Raw genomic sequence first — 17,771 nt, forward strand, 5'->3', positions numbered from 1 at the left:
GCGGATGTTCCGCGGGGATCTGTCGCTTTCGCGAGGGGCTGGTGGGCGCAGGCCGGCTACTCCGGCTGCGCCGACGCCTCGTAGTGCCGCGCGCCGCCGCGCACGCCCGCGAAGCGGAACGGCGCGGTCGTGACCCGCGGACGCTCGACGTCCTCGCTGGTGGCGGCACCCGCGGCGTGCAGCGCGCGGTACGCGTCGACCGTCAGCGGGACCCGCGCCTCGAGCAGCGACCGCACGCGACCCGCACGGCGGTGCTCGCGGTAGTCGGGCCGGACGGTACCGGTGATGAGCTCACCGACGCTGCCGGAGCCGTAGCTGAACAGGCCGAGCCGCTCCCCCGCCAGGTCGTCGTCCAGGTCGAGCAGTGCTGCGAGCCCGATCCAGAGCGACGCCGTGTAGGTGTTGCCGGTCTGCCGGTTGTAGGTGAACCCGATCGCCAGGTCGGCCTCGTCGAACGGTGCGCCGACGTGCTGCGTGAGCTTGCGGTGCGCCTTGATCGCCATCTTGGTGAAGGGCTGGTGGTGCACGAACCGGGCGATGTCGTCGTACGCCGGGCCGCCCTGTTCCGTCAGGTCGTCCCAGGCACCGACGAACGCGTTGACGTACGCGCTCACCGAGAGCCGACCGTCGACCAGTGCGGTGGAGCGGTCGTTCGGGCGCCAGAAGTCGTCGACGTCCGCCGTGTAGACGCCCGCCGCCGGCTCGATCTCGATCAGGTCGGGGTCGGCGGACACCAGGATCGCGGCGGCACCGGCACCCTGCGTCGGCTCGGCAGGGGTGTCGACGTCGTACCGGGCGACGTCGGCGGCGATGACGAGCACCCGCTCGTGCGGGGCGCGCGCGACGATGCCGAGGGCGAGCTGCACCGCGGCCATCCCGCCGTAGCAGGCCTGCTTCAGCTCGACCACGCGGACGGCCTTCGGCAGCCCGAGCAGGCCGTGCACGTACACGCCGGCGGCCTTCGACTGGTCGACGCCGGACTCGGTGGCGAACAGCACCGTGCGGATGCCCTCGACGCCGTGCCGGTCGATGAGCTCCTTCGCGGCGGCGGCGCCCATCGTGACGATGTCCTCGTCGGGCGCGGGCACGCTGAAGGCGTCCTGCCCGATGCCGACGTGGTACTTCGCCGGGTCGACGCCGAGCCGCTCGGCCAGGTCGTCGAGCTCGAGCACGTGGTGCCCGGTCGCGATCGCGATGTCGTGGATGCCGACGCCGGTCATGCGGCACCCCCTGCGGGCTTCGTGCCGCGGCGTTCCATGGCGACGTGGGCGGCCATCAGCTCCCCCGGGTTGGTCTGTGCGGCGAGGAGCGAGAGCTCCCCGCACAGGACGGTCGCGGCGCACAGGGCGGCGAGGCGGCGGGCGTTCCCGCCCGGCTCGCGGTCCTCGCGGCAACCGAGGCGCACCAGAGCGTCCTCGACGACGGGCAGGTCCCCGCCCTTGCCGTTGCCGACCGTGCCGACGATCAGGTGCGGCAGCGAGGTCGCGAAGTACAGGTCGCCGTCGCGGTCCTCGGCGCTCGTGATGCCCTGCGAGCCCTCGACGATGTTGGCGGCGTCCTGCCCGGTGGCCAGGTAGAAGCCGAGCAGCATGTTCGCGTAGTGCGCGTTCGCCGAGCGGATGGCCCCGGCGATCGTCGACCCGATCAGGTTCTTCGCGATGTTCAGCTCGACGATGCGCGCGGTGCTCGACCGCAGGCGCTTCTCGACGACCTCGCCGGGGATCACGATCTCGGCGATGGTGTTGCGGCCGCGGCCACGGATGCCGTTCACCGCGGTGGCCTTCTTGTCGGTGCAGAAGTTGCCCGAGACCGAGACGTACCGCAGGCCCGGCTGCCAGTCCAGGATCGCCGGCAGCAGCTTGTCCGCCGCCTGCGTGACCATGTTGTGGCCGGAGGCGTCGCCGGTGGTGAACGCGAAGCGCAGGAACAGCAGGTCCCCGACGATCTCCGGGTGCACCTCGATGAGCTTGGCGAACCGGCTCTGTCCGGACACGATCGCGGCGAGCTCGTCCTGGCGCGCGAGGATCTGCCCCGCGGCGACGTGGGCTGCTGCGGCGCTGTCGGCGCGGACCACGACGGAGCGGGTCATGCGCTCGTCGACGACGGTCGCGACGATGCCGTCCTCGACCATGCGCGAGATGCGGGCGCCGCGGCCGACGGACGGCCAGAGCGGCGACTCGTAGGTGGCGAGGGGGACCTCGTGCTCCCCCTGCACGGCGTTGCCGCTGACGCGGATCGGGCCGACCCACTTGGTGGGGATCGGTGTGAGCAGGTCACTCATCGAGGGCTCCTTCTGGTGCTCGCACCGCGACGCTGAGGTGTCTGATGTCGTGCGCCTCCCAGGCGCGGTGGATGCCGGCGGGGTCGGTGTCCGCCGGGACGAGCGCGATGCCGCAGTCGCCGCCGCCGGCACCGGACGGCTTCGCCGCCCCGCCCGCCGCCTCGACGACGTCGCACAGGGTCGCGAGACGCTCGGTCTCGATCTTCGACCCGACCGAGTCGCCGAGACGCTGCAGCAGACCACGGGCGCGTCGGAGGGCACCGAGCGTGCGCTCGGCGTCGCCGGTCTGGAGGCCCGTGGTCAGGTCGTCGACGGCGCTGCGGCTCTCGTCGAGGAACGCTTGGTACCCGCCGTTGCGGTGCCGACGCACCACGTCGACGAGCTTCGTGGTGGACGCGGGCGAGCCGGTCCAGCCGACGAGCAGCTGCAGGTTCTCGGGGGCGGGCAACCGCTGGACGTCGAAGCCGTCCCACGCGTCGGCGTCGGTCAGGATCGCGGAAACGGCGTGGTCGCCGAGCATCGCGGCGAGGCGCTCGCGGTCGGGGGCGCTGTAGCGCAGCCAGCCGCCGAACGTGCTCGCGGCGAGGTCGCCACCGGAGGCCCGGGGGTTCACCCGGATGGTGGCGAGCAGCGCGACCTGGAAGCGCTGGCGCTGCGTCAGGCCGATGCCGTAGAAGCGGTCGAGGGCACCGACGGTGGCGACGGTGACCGCGGCCGAGGACCCGAGTCCGAACTTCCGGCCGCTGGCGTCGTCGAGCTGGCTCTCGATGCGCAGGTCGTGGAACCGCGGGGCGATGCCGTGCTCGGCGCGGAGCTTCTCGACCAGGTCGATCGTGGCCATCACGTAGTCGTAGGGGTGGTGCTCACGGTCGAGCGCCAGGCCGTCCTCGGCACGGGTCCACGTGAGCGGCAGGTGCCCGTACTCCTCGGAGTGCACGCTGCCCGCGCCGTGGCCCTCGCGCACCTTCGCCGTGATGGCGCGGTCGAGGGCGATCAGGACGGACGGCTGGCCCGGCTCGACGACGGCGTACTCGCCGGCGACGAACAGCTTGCCGTGTGCACGGAACTCGATCACTGCGCGGACTCCTTCTGGTCGGGATTGCTCCCGATCTCTTCGGAGCGGAGCACCCGCGCGGCAGGTCCGGTGCCGGACTCGATGACGTCCCCCAGCGACGCGAGCGCCCCGGCGACGGCCGCCCGGTCCTGCGGCTTCGTGAGCACGACGACGTTCGGGCCCGCATCGGCCGTGGCGTAGGCCTCGGTGCCGCCGGCACGCAGCTCGGCGACGGCGTCGAACACGGCGACGCTGCGGGCGTTGAGGTAGCGGATCGGCGGGAACGCGCCCTCGATCGTCGCGTGCATGCGGAGCGCGTTGCTCTCGGTGATCTCGCCGATGCGGGTGAAGTCGCCGGCCGCGCAGGCCGTGAGCATGTCGCCGACGGTCTCGGTGGTGGAGGTCACCCAGGCCGGGTAGAAGGGCGACGTCGCGATGGTGCGGCGCATGGCCTCGCGGGACCCGATCGGCTTCGGGCCGGCGTCGATCGTGACCACGACCATGGCCATCGGCGGGGCGGGGATCGGCTCGGCGAAGGAGCCCTGGTCGTCGCCGGCGTGCCAGACGGCGACACCGCCGGGGATCGAGCGCGTGGCCGAGCCGGAACCGCGACGGGCCAGACGGGACAGGTCGCGCGGCGACAGGTCGAGGCCGTAGGCCGCGGCCGCCGCGGTCGCCAGGGCGGCGAAGCCGGACGCGCTCGAGGCCAGCCCGGCACCGGTCGGGACGGTGTTCTCGGACACCACCGACGCCCGATCGGACGACCCGGCGAGCTCGCGCACCAGGTCGAGGAACTGCTGCACGCGCACCAGCGCACCGTCGTCGACGACGTGACCGTTCAGCGTGAACGCGTCACGGGCCTCCCGTCCGCCGTCCACCGTGACGGTGGTCGTCGTCGGGAACACGTCGAGCCCCATCGACACGCTGCCCGTGGCGGGCAGCGCGAGCTGCGCGTCCGCCTTCCCCCAGTACTTGACGAGGGCGATGTTGGGGTGCGCGACGGCGGTGGCTGTCAGCAAGCGCGGGCTCCGATCGTGGTGGTCCAGGTGGCTGCGGCCCCTGCGCCGCGGAGTGCGGCCGCGATGCGGTCCGCGTGGTCGTCGTCCGCGGCGAGCGCGAGGACGCACCCGCCCCGCCCGCCGCCGGTGAGCTTCGCGCCGAGGGCGTCCGCAGCACGTGCGGCGTCGACGAGCCGGTCCAGGTCGTCACTCGACACGTCGAGTGTGCTGAGCAGGTCGTGCGCGGCGTCCATGGTGGCACCCAGAGCCTGGGCATCGCCGTCCTCGAGTGTCCCCCGTGCCCGACGGGCGAGCGCACCGATCCGGTCGATCACGGCGCCGACACCGACCGGGTCCTGGTCGTGGCGGGCGCGGACGGCCGAGACGGCCTCGCGGGTGTGCCCGGGAACGCCGGTGTCCGCGACGACGAAGGTGAACCGGGCGCCGAGCGTGACGGGTTCGATCTGCCCGCCCTCGAACCAGACCGGCGCGGACGCGACGACGCCCCGGGCGTCGAGGCCGGACGGTCGGCCGTGGGCGACGCGTTCGCACTCCTGGATGAGCTCGTGGTGGGTCTCGACGTCGAGGGTCTCGCCCAGGGCGTCGGCGACGGCGGCGGTCACGGCGGCGGCGACCGCGGCACTCGAGCCCATGCCGCGGGCGGTCGGGACCTCGCTGTCGACCCGGACGTGGAAGTGGCGGTCGGTGACCCCGAAGTGGCGCAGGGTCGCGGTGACGGCGGTGACGGTCGGCATCACGGCCGCGGGTGCGAGGTCGAGGGGGCCGGTGTGCACGGTCGACTGCAGGCTGTGACCGGGCTGCTCGGCGTCGGCGGCGACCGGGGTGACCGTCGCCACGACCCGTGCGTCGAGCACCGGCAGGACGAGAGCGGGTGCGCCGTAGACCACGGCGTGCTCACCGATCAGGATCGTCTTGCCGTGGGACGACGCCGATCCGTTGCCGGGGGTCGTGGTGGTGTCGAGGTCGCTGCTGCTCATCTTGGGTCACGTCAGCCTAACCGTCCGGGTCGTCGGCGTGTTCGTCGTGCGCTGCGGGCGGACCTGGGACGCCGTTCCGGGAGCACGGCGCACCATCGGGGTCCGCCCACGACGAGGAGCCGCGATGCCGCACGCCTTCCGACCGGACCGGCCGCGCCCGGTCCGACTCGACGTGCTCGCCCGAGCGCTCGGTGTCGACGGTCCCGGTGCCGGCGCGGTCCCGGTGGCCGGCCTGGCGCTCGCCACCGACGAGCTCCGGCCGGGGATGCTGTTCGCCGCGCTCCCCGGCCGCGTCGCACACGGCGCGCAGTACGCCGAGGTGGCGCGCGACGCCGGTGCCGCCGCGGTGCTGACGGACCCCGACGGGCAGGCCGCGGCGCGACGGAGCGGGCTGCCGGTCGTCGTGGTGCCGGAGGTCCGTGCACGCCTGGGCGCCGTCGCACGGCTCCTCGCCGGCACGGAGTCGCTGCCGTTCCCGCTGTTCGGAGTGACCGGCACGAACGGCAAGACCTCGACGGTGCACCTGCTCGACGCCCTGATGCGTCGGCTCGGGTGGCGGTCGGCGATCAGCAGCACGGTGGAGCGCCGTGTCGACGACGAGTCGCTGCCGAGTGCGCTGACGACACCGGAGGCCCCGGAACTGCACGCGTTCCTGGCACGCGCCGCCGAAGGCGGGGTCGACGGTGCCGCGCTCGAGGTGAGTGCGCAGGGCCTCTCCCGCCACCGCACCGACGGCGTCGTGTTCGACGTGGCGGGGTTCACGAACCTGTCACACGACCACCTCGACGACTACGCGGACATGGACGACTACCTGGCGGCCAAGGCCCTGCTGTTCACACCGGCTCGGTCGCGCGCCGGTGTGGTGTCGCTCGACTCCCCCGCCGGTCGCCGGATCGTCGAGCGGGCGACGGTCCCGGTCACGACGATCTCGACCGACCCCGCGGCCGGGGCCGACTGGACCGTCCTGGTGCGGGAGCAGCGGCCCGACGGCACCCGGTCGACCGTGACCGCACCGGACGGCACGACGTTCGACCTCGACCTCCCGCTGCTCGGCGTGCACATGGCGGCGAACGCGGGGCTGGCGGTGGCGATGCTCGCGACTGCCGGCGTGCGCGTCGCGGCCCTGCTCGACGCGACCGATGGTCGTCTCGACGTCGTCGTCCCCGGGCGGATGGCGGACGCATCGGCGGCGACCGGCCCCCGGGTCTTCGTGGACTTCGCGCACACCCCGGACGCGTTCGCGAAGAGCCTGCAGGCGGTGCGGGCGTTCGCACCGGGCCGGGTCGGGATCGTCCTCGGGGCGGACGGCGACCGGGACCCGAGCAAGCGGTCGGCGATGGGCGCGGTGGCGGCCGAGGCGGCCGATGTCGTCATCGTGGCCGACCACCACCCGCGGTTCGAGGACCCGGCCCCGATCCGGGCGGCGATCCTCGACGGTGCGCGCACGAGCGGGCACGACGCGCTGGTCGTCGAGGAGCCGGACCCGGCGCGGGCGATCCGCCGGGTGATCGCCGAGGTCGGTGACGACGGGGTCGTGTACTGGGCCGGTCCGGGCCTGACCGACTACCGGGACGTCCGCGGGGTGCACGTGCCCTACTCGTCGTTCCGGGATGCCCAGGCCGCACTCGCCGAGGTGGGCCACCTGCCCGTCGCCCGCTGTGAGCTCGCCTGCGAACCGTCGATGTAGGTTGCACACAACTGGGTTGCGTGACAGTCTGGACGCATGCCCGTGACCGACGAGATGGTGTGCTTCTCCCTCTACGCGGCGTCCCGCGCCACCACGCAGGCGTACCGCACGATGCTCGAACCCTGGGGTCTGACGTACCCGCAGTACCTGGTGCTCGTCACCCTGTGGGTCGAGGGCGACCAGACCGTCTCGAGCCTCGGGGAACACCTGCAGCTCGATTCCGGCACCCTCTCGCCGCTGCTCCGCCGCATGGAGCAGAGCGACCTGGTCCGCCGCGAGCGCCGCAGCACCGACGAGCGCGTCGTCACGGTGACCGTCGGTGACCGAGGCCGCGAACTGCGGTCCGAGCTGAGCGGCATCCCCGCGCGGATCGCCGCAGGCATGGGCCTGGCCGACGAACGTGCCGCCGCCGAGCTCATCGCGACGCTGCACCGGCTGACCGAGACGATGCACGCGGCGGCCGACCCCGAGCGCGACACCACCGGCGCTGGCGCTGGCGCTGGCGCCGTTTCGCGCTGAGCGACACCGCACGGCCACGTGCGCCCGTGAACTGTCGTTGAGCGCGAGAGCACGCCGCACACCCCCGAACTTCACGATCCGCCCCACAAGGAAGGAACCCCATGGAAACCCTCTACACCGCCGAGGCCCTGGCCACCGGCGAAGGCCGCAACGGCCACGTCGCCACGAGCGACGGCACGGTCGAGTTCGACCTCGCCATCCCGAAGGAGATGGGTGGCTCCGGCAACGGCGCCAACCCCGAACAGCTCTTCGCCGCCGGCTACGCCGCCTGCTTCCACTCCGCACTGCAGGGCGTCGCCCGCAGCCAGAAGGTGAAGATCACCGACTCGTCCGTCGGCGGTCGCGTGTCGATCGGCCCGAACGGCAACGGTGGCTACCAGCTCGCCGTCATGCTCGAGGTCGTCATCCCCGGCCTGGAGCACGACCAGGCCCAGGCCCTCGCCGACGCGGCCCACCAGGTCTGCCCGTACTCGAACGCGACCCGCGGCAACATCGACGTCACCATCGTCGTCTCGGAGGACTGACCCATGAGCACCACCACCCCCTCCACCATGCGCGCCGTCGTCCACGAGACCTTCGCCGAGCCCGCCGACGTCCTCGAGGTGCAGGAGCGCCCCGTCCCGACGCCCGGCGCCGGCGAGGTCCTCGTCCGCACGGTCCTCTCCCCCATCCACAACCACGACCTGTGGACCGTCCGCGGCACCTACGGCTTCAAGCCGGAGCTGCCCGCCGCCTCGGGCACCGAGGCACTCGGTGTCGTCGAGGCACTCGGCGAGGGCGTCACGAACCTGCAGGTCGGCCAGCGCGTCGCCGGCGGCGCCTTCGGTGTCTGGGCCGAGTGTTACACCGCGAACGCCGCCGGGCTCGTCCCGGTGCCGGACGCGATGACCGACGAGGCCGCAGCCCAGCTCGTCTCGATGCCGTTCAGCGCCATCAGCCTGCTGCACTCGCTCGACCTGCACGAGGGCGACTGGATCATCCAGAACGCCGCCAACGGTGCGGTCGGACGCATGGTCGCCCAGCTCGGCGCCGCCCGTGGCATCAACGTGATCGGACTCGTCCGTCGCGCCGCCGGTGTCGACGAGCTCCGCGAGCAGGGCATCGAGCGCATCGTCGCCACCGACGCCGACGACTGGCAGGACCAGGTCGCCGCGATCACCGGTGGCGCCCCGATCATCGCCGGCGTCGAGTCGGTCGGTGGCAAGGCCGCCGGCGACATCGCCTCCGTGCTGGGCGAGAACGCCACCCTCGTCGTCTTCGGCGCGATGGCGTCGCCGACGCTCGAGATCCCGTCGGGCAAGGTCATCTTCGGCCAGCTCACCGTGAAGGGCTTCTGGGGCTCCGTCGTCAGCAAGACGATGCCGGCCGAGACGAAGGGGCAGCTCTTCGGTGAGCTCATCACCCGAGTGCTCGACGGCTCGCTGACGCTCCCCGTCGCCGAGACATTCGCCTTCGAGCAGGTCCGCGACGCCGTGCGCGCCAGCGACACCGCCGGCCGCGTCGGCAAGGTGCTCCTGCGCCCGTAGCGCGACCACAGAACGGACGGGAGGCCCGGTGCCAGCTGGCACCGGGCCTCCCGTCCGTCCGCGGGTCCGTCACATGGCCTCCTTGATCCCGCGACGCACCAGCCAGACGTTCACGGGGTAGGAGCAGACGAAGCCGGCCACCATCGCCAGCTGCATCGCCACCCAGAACTCCGGCGAGAAGACGCTCGCGCGCCCGCCGACGAGTGCCGGGAACACGACGAGCTGCCACACCGCCATCAGGCCGTACATGCCCACCTGCCACGCGATGATCGACAACGTGTCGGCCTTGAGCGCGGCGACGAGCCCGGCCCGGACGCCGAGGCCCCGCATCGGCGCGATGGCGAAGTACTGGAACGCGATGCCGAGCACGAACGCGATGACGAAGTCGACGATCCACCCGGCGACCATCCGGTCCTGGTAGAGCGACCCCAGGCCGACCGCCACCCCGAGCGCCGGGAACGCCGCGAGCCCGAACTCGCCGATCAGGTCGCCGAGGGCGCACCCGGCCCCGCAGTGGCTCGTGTCGATCGCGGTGCCCGCCCACCGTCCGTGGCCGGGCGCCGTCGCCCGCCCACGACGCAGGTAGAAGACGAGCCACACGACGCTGCCGAACAGCATCGTGAGCGGCCACACGAAGGCCATGACGCGCATCTGCGGCGGCCGACGCACCACGTCGACCGCCACGAACACGGCACAGCCCACGGCGACCACGAGCAGCGCGGAGCACACCACGCTCAGGGCGGCCGGGAAGTCCTGCAGCACCAGTTCCGTCACGCCTCCATGCAACCGACCGGGCGACGACGTTGGATCCAGTGAGCAGAAGACGTCGGGTGCCCTGGGGCGACCCGACGTCTTCTGCTCACTCGGTGCGGCGTGGTGCGGACTAGCGGCGCGACGCCTTCACGGGGACGGTGAAGATGTTGCCGGTGGTGACGCCCTCTTCGACCTCTTCGAGGGTGCGACCGCGGCTCTCCGGCACGAACTTCCAGATGAAGAGCAGCGCCAGCAGCCCGACGACCCCGAAGCCGAAGAAGGTCCCGGTGATGCCGGTCGCGGCGACGATCGTCGGGAAGTACAGCCCGAGGAACGCGTTCGCGATCCAGAGGCAGAACACCGAGATGCCCATGCCGAGCGCACGGATCTGCGTCGGGAAGATCTCGGACAGCACGACCCAGACCGCGATGTTGAGGAAGGTCTGCATCGAACCGACGAACGCGACGACCAGGAACAGGATGACCCACGGCCGAGCCGGGTTGCCCTCGGGCAGCGCCACCGACGCGATGCCGATGAGGAAGTGGCAGATCGTCGTCAGCGTGAACCCGAGGATCAGCGTCGTTCGGCGGTTGATCTTCTCCATGTTGTACAGCGCGATGACGCCACCGATCACGGCGATCACGCCGGGGGCGATGTTCGCGATGAGGGCGGCCGACGCCTGGAACCCGGACTCGATGAGCACGGTCTGGCCGTAATACATGATCGAGTTGATGCCGGTGAGCTGCTGCGCGACGCCGAGCCCGGCACCGATGAGCACGATGCGGATGAGCCACTTGTTCCCGCGCAGCGTGTGCCAGCCACTGACGCGCTCGACCTTCGCTTCGAGGTCGTTGCTCCGCTTGATGTCGTCGAGCTCGGCACGGGCCCGATCGGTGGTCCGGACCTGCTCGAGGACCGAGAGCGCCTCGTCGTAGCGGTCCTTCGACGCGAGCCACCGCGGTGACTCCGGCACCCGGAGCATCCCGACGAACAGCGCGATCGCGGGGAGCGCACAGACGGCCAGCATGACGCGCCAGACGCCGTTGCCCTCACCCCACACGTTGCCGATGATCGCGTTGACCACGAACGCGGCGAGCTGACCGATCACGATCATGAGCTCGTTGCGGCCGGACAGCGACCCGCGGATCTCGTACGGCGCGAGTTCGGCGAGGAACACCGGAACCACCGTGGATGCGCCACCCACCGCGAGGCCGAGGAGCACACGACCGACGACGATGACCTCGAACGTCGGCGCGAACACGCAGATCAGCGTGCCGACGAAGAACGTGACGGCGAGCAGGATGATGGTCTTGCGACGACCCCAGCCGTCGGCGATGCGGCCGCCGAGCATGGCACCGATCGCGGCACCGAAGAGCAGCGAGCTGGTGACGACGCCCTCGGTGAAGTTCGTGAGGCCGAGCTCCGCCTTCATCGGGTTCAGGGCACCGTTGATGACACCGGTGTCGTACCCGAAGAGCAACCCGCCGAACGTGGCGACGAGGGCCAGCACGCCGAGTCGTCGGCGGTGCGGCCCGGTCCCCAACGGGGGCAGTGCGACAGTCGGGGCTGTCGGTTTGATGTCGACCATTCGGTGACTCCTTCGTCGGTGATCGCGCTTCATCGCGTGGACCGATCGTAACCCGATTCCATGTCCTGTCAATTGGACATTCTGTCGTCAGGTCGTTTGGATCGGTCCACAGAAGGCCTGATGAGGACGGGAGCGGTCCAATCTGCGGATCGGGCTCAGCGCTCGTCGTCGACGGGGCCCTCGCCCAGGACGTCCCCCAACGAGGCCATGTCGGCACCGTGGTCGGTGTAGCGGCGCACGGTCCGTCGGGCGGCGGCACTTGCGGCACCGGACAGGGCGGGGTTGCGTCGGGCGGCGTCGGCGACGCGTCCGGCATGCCCCGCGGTGGAGAGCAGCACGTTCGCGAGCGCGCGGGCGTCGCCGCGCTCGGGGACCCCGGTCACGGTCCAGGCCGTGCGGACCTGGGCGTCGGGGGTGACGCCACGACGGGTGCCCATCCGGTGCCAGTCCGACAGCACGCCCTCGGTGCGCGAGGCCGCGCGGTCCGCCTCGCCTGCGCGTCGGCGTGCGGCGTCGCGGGCGTCGGACTCGCCGTCCGTGCCCTCGACGGTGTCGTACCGGTCGGTGAGCCCGTCGGCCCGTCGTCGGACGCTGTCGGCCCGTTCACGCGCTGCGACGTCGTCACCACCGGCCGCTGCGATGCGGGCGGCGTGCGCGGCGGCAGCCGCGGCGAGGATCTCCGAACGCTCCATGCCCTCGACCGTAGCCGCTCCGACCGACACCATCTCGCCCCCTCGGCGGCTGGACTGCGTCCCGGGACACAGTCCGCCGGCGACGACGACCGTGTGTTCGGCATCGCGTTACCCTCGAGCTGAGGGGGCATCATGAAACGGACCGGCGGAATCGCCATCGTGCTGGCGGCCGGCGTGGTGCTGTCCGGCTGCTCGCTGCTGCGGGGACCGGACGGTGCCCTGCCCGCTCCCGCCTCCCCACCCGCGTCGAGCCCGACCGCGAGCGAGACCCCGACCGCGACCCCGGACGGCGAGTCGGCATCGGACCTGATCGAGGCCTCGGCGAACCCGCGCACACCGACCCCGGTGCCGACGGAGGCCGCCGCACCCGCACCGACGCTGACACCGATCCCCGCCGGGACCGTCCTGGCGCAGGGGGACGTGGCCTCGCCGAAGGGCAGCGTGCACTTCCACTTCCGGGTGGTCGCGGACGGCGACGACACCTTCACCGCGCAGTACTCCGGGATCACCTCGACGCTGCCGGTGCCGATCGGCGTCGCGTTCTTCGACCTGCCCCGTGCGGTGGGCGACGGGCTCACCTACCCCGGTGTCGGTGACCGGACCCTCGGCGGTCCGACCAGCACAGCGGCCGCGGTCGACGTCCCGTTGGACGGATCCGGGGTCGACCCGTCACACCTCGGCACCCTCGTGACCTACTCCGCCGCGGCGCCCGGACAGGACGTCCCCGTCGAGATCTCCGCCGGCAAGGTCCTCGCGGTGTCCACCGTGCGGTGGTCCGTCCCCACCCGGCAGACGAACGTGCGCCCGAAGGACGCCGGACGACGGGCGAACGCGACCGGGACCGTCACCGCGACAACGGCCGCCGGCGCGCCGAGGTCCTACGGCGTCGCACCGGACGACCTGATCGGGGACGTCGCGGCGCGGTTCGGCATCACCGTCCGCGACCTGGTCTGGCTCAACGAGGGTGTCCAGGTGTTCGGCGAGGACCAGCACCTGTACGAGGGCACGTCCCTCAACCTCGACCCGCTCGCCCGCTGAGCGGGCGGCCCGGCGCCGAGCCCCGCGGCGTCGCAGCGGGCCCTCGCGAAAGCGACACTTCTCCGCGGAAGATCGGCGCGCATCTGTCGCTTTCGCAGGCCTGACGGCGGCCCGTCGGGCGCAACTGTCGCTTTGGCAGTGCCCGACACGACGGACGGGAGGCCCGTGGCGGATCCGCCACGGGCCTCCCGTCCGTCAGGTGGGGGCGTGCGTTACTTCCGCAGCTCCAGGTACTTCGCGATGAGCGCCTTGGTCGACGGGTCCTGCGCGTCGAGCGCGGCCTGGTCGCCCTCGACGGCCGGCGTGACCTGCAGCGCCAGCTGCTTGCCGAGCTCCACACCCCACTGGTCGAACGAGTCGATGCCCCAGATCGTGCCCTCGGTGAACACGATGTGCTCGTACAGGGCGATGAGCTGGCCGAGGACGCTCGGGGTGAGCTCCGGCGCGATGATCGACGTGGTCGGCTTGTTGCCGGGGAACGTGCGCGCCGCGACGATGCCCTCGTCCGTGGTGCCCTCGGCGCGGACCTCGTCGGCGCTCTTGCCGAACGCGAGCGCCTTGGTCTGCGCGAAGAAGTTCGCCAGGAACAGCGTGTGCACGTCGGTGCCGGGCGCGACACCCTTGCCGTCGCCGGTCTCGTCCTTGAGCGGACGGGCCGGGTTGGCCACCGTGATGAAGTCGGCCGGGATCAGGCGGGTGCCCTGGTGGATGAGCTGGTAGAACGCGTGCTGGCCGTTCGTGCCGGGCTCACCCCAGAAGACCTCGCCGGTCTCGGTGGTGACGGGCGAGCCGTCCCAGCGGACGCGCTTGCCGTTCGACTCCATGGTGAGCTGCTGCAGGTACGCGGCGAAGCGGTGCAGGTACTGCGTGTACGGCAGGACAGCGTGGCTCTGCGCACCGAGGAAGTTCGTGTACCAGACGTTGAGCAGGCCCATCAGGACGGGGACGTTCTGCTCGAGCGGCGTGGTGCGGACGTGCTCGTCGATGGCGTGGAAGCCGGCGAGGAACTGCTCCCAGTTCTCCTTGCCGATCGCGATGACGACGCTCGTGCCGATGGCCGAGTCGACCGAGTAGCGGCCGCCCACCCAGTCCCAGAAGCCGAAGGCGTTCTCGGGGTCGATGCCGAAGGCCTCGACCTTGTCGAGCGCGGTGGAGACGGCGACGAAGTGCTTGGCGACGGCGTTCTTCTTCTCGTCGTCGGCGGCGTCGGTCAGGCCGAGCTTCTCCCACAGCCACTGGCGGGCGAGGCGCGCGTTCGTCAGGGTCTCGAGCGTGCCGAAGGTCTTCGACGCGACGATGAAGAGCGTGGTCTCGGGGTCCAGGTCCGCGGTCTTCTCGTAGATGTCCGCCGGGTCGATGTTCGACACGAAGCGGGCCTCGAGGCCGGGCTGGACGTAGGGCTTGAGTGCCTCGTAGACCATGACCGGGCCGAGGTCGGAGCCACCGATGCCGATGTTGACGACGGTCTCGATGCGCTTGCCGGTGACGCCGGTCCAGGCGCCGCTGCGGACCTGCTCGGCGAAGCCGTAGACCTTCTCGAGCGTGGCGTGCACGTCGGCGTCGACGTCCTGGCCGTCGACGGTCAGGGGCGCCGCCGGCACGAGGCCCTCGGTCGCCTTCGGGCGGCGGAGCGCGGTGTGCAGCACGGCGCGGTCCTCGGTGACGTTGATGTGCTCACCGGCGAGCATCGCCTGGAAGCGTTCGGCGACGCCGGTGTCCTTCGCGACCTGCAGCAGCGCGGCGAGGATCTCGTCGGTCACCAGGCCCTTGGACAGGTCGACGGTCAGGTCGGCCGCCTGGAAGGTGTACTGCTCGGCACGACCGGGGTCGCTGTCGAACCACCCTCGCAGGTCCGGGGTGAAGTCGGCAGCGATGCTGTCGAGCTTCTTCCAGCCTTCGGTCGATGTGGGGTCGACGGGAGCGGATTCGGTCACGGGGTCCTCCTGGATCACCTTCTGGACGTACAGCCCGCGGGTCACGCAGCGCTGCGTCGCGGACCGTCTTCGAGCGTAGTGCGCTCCGGCAGGTGGTGCGCACAGTCGGCCGGGAGGCGCGGCCCGCGTTCGCTGCGCGCGTCACGCCTCCCGGCCGGACGCGTTCACGGCTGCGGTCGGCCTGCCGGGTTCAGGGCTGCGGTCGGCTTGCCGGGTTCACGGGTGTGGTCGGGTTCACGGCTGCGCCGCGAAGCGACGCAGCCGCAGGCTGTTCGTCACGACGAAGACCGACGAGAACGCCATCGCCGCACCCGCGAGCACCGGGTTCAGCAGCCCCGCCATCGCGAGCGGGATCGCCGCGACGTTGTACGCGAACGCCCAGAACAGGTTGCCCTTGATGACGCCGAGCGTCGCGCGCGACAGCCGGATGGCGTCGGCCACCACGGTGAGCCGGCCGCTCACCACCGTGATGTCGCTCGCCGCGATGGCTGCATCGGTGCCGGCCCCCATGGCGATGCCGAGGTCGGCTGCGGCCAGCGCGGCGGCGTCGTTCACGCCGTCGCCGACCATCGCGACGTTCCGCCCCTCGGCCTGCAGCCGGCGGACGGTCTCGAGCTTCGACGCGGGGGTCGCGCGGGCGTGCACCTCGTCGATGCCGACGCTCGCGGCGACCGCACGTGCGGCACCGTCGTTGTCGCCGGTGAGCAGTACCGGGTGCAGGCCGAGCGCCCGGAAGCGGGCGATCGCGTCGGCGGCCTCGGGCTTCACGGTGTCGCCGACGACGACCACGCCGAGGGCCGTGCCGTTCCGGGCGACGACGACCGCGGTGCCCCCGTCGGCCTCGGCGCGGTCGACGGCGTCGGCGAGCACCGGGGGCAGGGTGATCGACCACGAGTCGGCGAGCCAGCGGCTCGTGCCGACCAGCACGACGTCGCCGTCCACGACGGCCTGCACGCCGGCGCCGGCGGTCGCGGTGAACTGCTCGGCCTGGGGCAGGTCGGCGCCCCCGGCACGGGCCGCAGTGGTCACGGCGCGGGCGACGGGGTGTTCGGAGCCGTCCTCGACCGCTGCGGCGAGGCGCAGGACGACGTCCTCGGTCTCGTCGACGGCGGTGACCGACCGCAGCGTCATCGACCCCGTGGTGACGGTGCCGGTCTTGTCGAGCACGACGGTGTCGACACCGCGGGTGCGCTCGAGCACCTGCGGACCGCCGATCAGGATGCCGAGTTGGGAGCCTCGGCCGGTCCCGACCAGCAGGGCGGTGGGCGTGGCGAGCCCGAGCGCGCACGGGCAGGCGATGATCAGGGTGGCGACGGCCGCGGTGAAGGCCGCGGTGACCGAGCCGCCGAACACGAGCCAGCCGACGAAGGCCAGCACGGCGAGCGCGATGACGATCGGCACGAAGACCCCGGACACGCGGTCGGCCAGGCGCTGCACCTCGGCCTTGCCGGTCTGGGCGTCCTCGACCAGGCGACCCATGCGGGCGAGCTCGGTGTCGGCGCCGACGCGCGTGATCGCGACGACGAGCCGCCCGCCGACGTTGACCGTGGCGCCGGTGACCCGGTCGCCCGGGCCGACCTCGACCGGCACGGACTCACCGGTGAGCATGCTGAGGTCGACAGCCGAGGAGCCGTCCTGCACCAGGCCGTCGCTCGGGATCCGCTCGCCGGGTCGCACCACGACGACGTCGCCCACGACCAGGGACGAGGCCGGCAGGCGGTGTTCGGCACCGTCGCGCAGGACGGTGGCGTCCTTCGCACCGAGTTCGAGCAGCGCCCGGAGTGCGGCACCGGACTGCGTCTTCGCGCGGGCCTCCATGTACCGGCCGGCGAGGATGAACACGGTCACGGCCGTGGCGACCTCGAGGTACAGGTCGGTGGCCTCGGGGTCCGTGGCGAACCACGAGAACGTCATGTGCATGCCGGTCGTGCCGGCGTCGCCGAGGAACAGGGCGTACAGCGACCACCCGAAGGCGGCGAGGACGCCGACGCTCACCAGGGTGTCCATGGTGGCGGCACCGTGCCGGGCGTTGACCCACGCGGCGCGGTGGAACGGGAGCGCACCCCAGACCGCGACGGGCGCGGCGAGCGTCAGGGCGAGCCACTGCCAGTTCGGGAACTGCAGGGCCGGCACCATCGAGAGCACCACGACGGGCACCGCGAGCACGGCGGACACGACCAGGCGTCGGCGCAGCGGGCCGGTCGGGTCGGCATCGGCCGCGGGTCCGGCGTCAGCGGCGGCGGGCGGTGCCGGCACCGTGGCGCCGTAGCCGGCCGACTCCACCGCGGCGATCAGCGCCTGAGGGTCGGCGGTGCCGTCCGCGGCGACCTGCACCTGCGCCTTCTCGGTGGCGTAGTTGACGGTGGCGGTGACCCCGGGCAGCTTGCCGAGCTTCCGCTCGATGCGGTTCGCGCACGAGGCGCAGGTCATCCCGGTGATGTCGAGTTCGACGGTGCGGTCGGTCACGAGCGCACGACCTCGTACCCCGCTTCGGCGACGGCGGTGCGGAGGGCGTCCGCATCGACGGGTGCCGTCGAGCTGACGGTGACCTCGGACGATCCGCCGGGGACGAGTCGGACGTCGACGCCCGACACCCCGTCGACCTCGGTGAGTTCCTCGGTGACGCTCATCACGCAGTGGTCGCAGGTCATGCCCTCGACGAGCAGCGTTTCGGTGGTCATGGTGTCTCCCTTTCGGTGGTGG

The 17,771-nt window shown here is 72.1% G+C and carries 16 protein-coding genes; 5 read left to right on the plus strand and 11 right to left on the minus strand.

The features are described from left to right. Positions 1–56: 56 nt before the first annotated feature. Genes DEI98_RS07410 through mvk form a run of 5 tightly spaced genes read right to left on the minus strand, consistent with a single transcriptional unit; the run spans position 57 to position 5,331 of the window. Positions 57–1,220 (minus strand): hydroxymethylglutaryl-CoA synthase, encoded by a 1,164-nt coding sequence (locus tag DEI98_RS07410; RefSeq protein WP_111030738.1) that lies wholly within the window; start codon positions 1,218–1,220, stop codon positions 57–59. Beyond that, positions 1,217–2,281 carry a hydroxymethylglutaryl-CoA reductase gene (locus DEI98_RS07415; protein ID WP_071406099.1) on the minus strand — a complete coding sequence of 355 codons (1,065 nt, stop codon included), beginning with the start codon at positions 2,279–2,281 and terminating at the stop codon, positions 1,217–1,219. Before DEI98_RS07415 ends, DEI98_RS07410 begins: the two co-directional genes overlap by 4 nt. Then, a complete protein-coding gene (locus tag DEI98_RS07420; RefSeq protein ID WP_071406100.1) occupies positions 2,274–3,356 on the minus strand; it encodes a phosphomevalonate kinase in 1,083 nt (360 codons plus the stop codon). The genes DEI98_RS07415 and DEI98_RS07420 overlap by 8 nt, the downstream gene beginning before the upstream one ends. Continuing rightward, entirely contained in the window at positions 3,353–4,354 is a 1,002-nt protein-coding gene (mvaD, locus tag DEI98_RS07425; protein ID WP_111100372.1) for a diphosphomevalonate decarboxylase, read from the minus strand. Before mvaD ends, DEI98_RS07420 begins: the two co-directional genes overlap by 4 nt. Then, entirely contained in the window at positions 4,348–5,331 is a 984-nt protein-coding gene (gene mvk, locus DEI98_RS07430; protein WP_111100373.1) for a mevalonate kinase, read from the minus strand. Before mvk ends, mvaD begins: the two co-directional genes overlap by 7 nt. A 124-nt stretch (positions 5,332–5,455) precedes the next feature. Between mvk and DEI98_RS07435 the strand changes: the two genes are divergently transcribed. From DEI98_RS07435 to DEI98_RS07450, 4 genes are all read left to right on the plus strand, one after another. Continuing rightward, positions 5,456–7,018, plus strand: a complete 1,563-nt coding sequence (locus tag DEI98_RS07435; RefSeq protein ID WP_111100374.1) for a Mur ligase family protein — start codon at positions 5,456–5,458, stop codon at positions 7,016–7,018. 36 nt (positions 7,019–7,054) lie between these two features. After that, positions 7,055–7,537 (plus strand): MarR family winged helix-turn-helix transcriptional regulator, encoded by a 483-nt coding sequence (locus tag DEI98_RS07440; RefSeq protein ID WP_181437975.1) that lies wholly within the window; start codon positions 7,055–7,057, stop codon positions 7,535–7,537. A 101-nt stretch (positions 7,538–7,638) separates the two neighbouring features. After that, positions 7,639–8,061, plus strand: a complete 423-nt coding sequence (locus DEI98_RS07445) for an organic hydroperoxide resistance protein (protein ID WP_071406102.1) — start codon at positions 7,639–7,641, stop codon at positions 8,059–8,061. Between the two features lie 27 nt (positions 8,062–8,088). Continuing rightward, a complete protein-coding gene (locus DEI98_RS07450) occupies positions 8,089–9,063 on the plus strand; it encodes a zinc-binding dehydrogenase (RefSeq protein ID WP_111100463.1) in 975 nt (324 codons plus the stop codon). A 69-nt stretch (positions 9,064–9,132) separates the two neighbouring features. Here the strand turns inward: DEI98_RS07450 and DEI98_RS07455 are convergent, their stop codons facing one another. The 3 genes from DEI98_RS07455 to DEI98_RS07465 all read right to left on the minus strand — a co-directional run bounded on the left by DEI98_RS07455 (position 9,133) and on the right by DEI98_RS07465 (position 12,096). Beyond that, positions 9,133–9,837 carry a DUF4396 domain-containing protein gene (locus tag DEI98_RS07455; protein WP_258370766.1) on the minus strand — a complete coding sequence of 235 codons (705 nt, stop codon included), beginning with the start codon at positions 9,835–9,837 and terminating at the stop codon, positions 9,133–9,135. Between the two features lie 109 nt (positions 9,838–9,946). Then, positions 9,947–11,404 (minus strand): sugar porter family MFS transporter, encoded by a 1,458-nt coding sequence (locus DEI98_RS07460; RefSeq protein WP_051596822.1) that lies wholly within the window; start codon positions 11,402–11,404, stop codon positions 9,947–9,949. A gap of 155 nt (positions 11,405–11,559) precedes the next feature. Then, positions 11,560–12,096, minus strand: coding sequence for a hypothetical protein (locus DEI98_RS07465; RefSeq protein WP_111058055.1), 537 nt, complete (start codon positions 12,094–12,096; stop codon positions 11,560–11,562). A 132-nt stretch (positions 12,097–12,228) separates the two neighbouring features. Here DEI98_RS07465 and DEI98_RS07470 point away from each other — a divergent pair, with 132 nt between their 5' ends. Next, positions 12,229–13,134, plus strand: coding sequence for a LysM domain-containing protein (locus DEI98_RS07470; RefSeq protein ID WP_258370767.1), 906 nt, complete (start codon positions 12,229–12,231; stop codon positions 13,132–13,134). Between the two features lie 212 nt (positions 13,135–13,346). Here the strand turns inward: DEI98_RS07470 and pgi are convergent, their stop codons facing one another. From pgi to DEI98_RS07485, 3 genes are all read right to left on the minus strand, one after another. After that, positions 13,347–15,068: a glucose-6-phosphate isomerase gene (gene pgi, locus DEI98_RS07475; RefSeq protein ID WP_111100466.1), complete on the minus strand. Its 1,722-nt coding sequence runs from the start codon at positions 15,066–15,068 to the stop codon at positions 13,347–13,349. Between the two features lie 234 nt (positions 15,069–15,302). Beyond that, the gene (locus DEI98_RS07480) at positions 15,303–17,534 is read right to left on the minus strand and encodes a cation-translocating P-type ATPase (RefSeq protein WP_111100375.1); all 2,232 of its coding nucleotides are present in this window, start codon (positions 17,532–17,534) and stop codon (positions 15,303–15,305) included. Continuing rightward, on the minus strand, positions 17,531–17,749 hold the full coding sequence (locus DEI98_RS07485) for a heavy-metal-associated domain-containing protein (RefSeq protein WP_171907845.1): 219 nt from the start codon (positions 17,747–17,749) through the stop codon (positions 17,531–17,533). The genes DEI98_RS07480 and DEI98_RS07485 overlap by 4 nt, the downstream gene beginning before the upstream one ends. Positions 17,750–17,771: the final 22 nt, after the last annotated feature.

The organism is Curtobacterium sp. MCLR17_034, from assembly GCF_003234485.1.
Classification (GTDB): Bacteria; Actinomycetota; Actinomycetes; order Actinomycetales; family Microbacteriaceae; genus Curtobacterium; species Curtobacterium flaccumfaciens.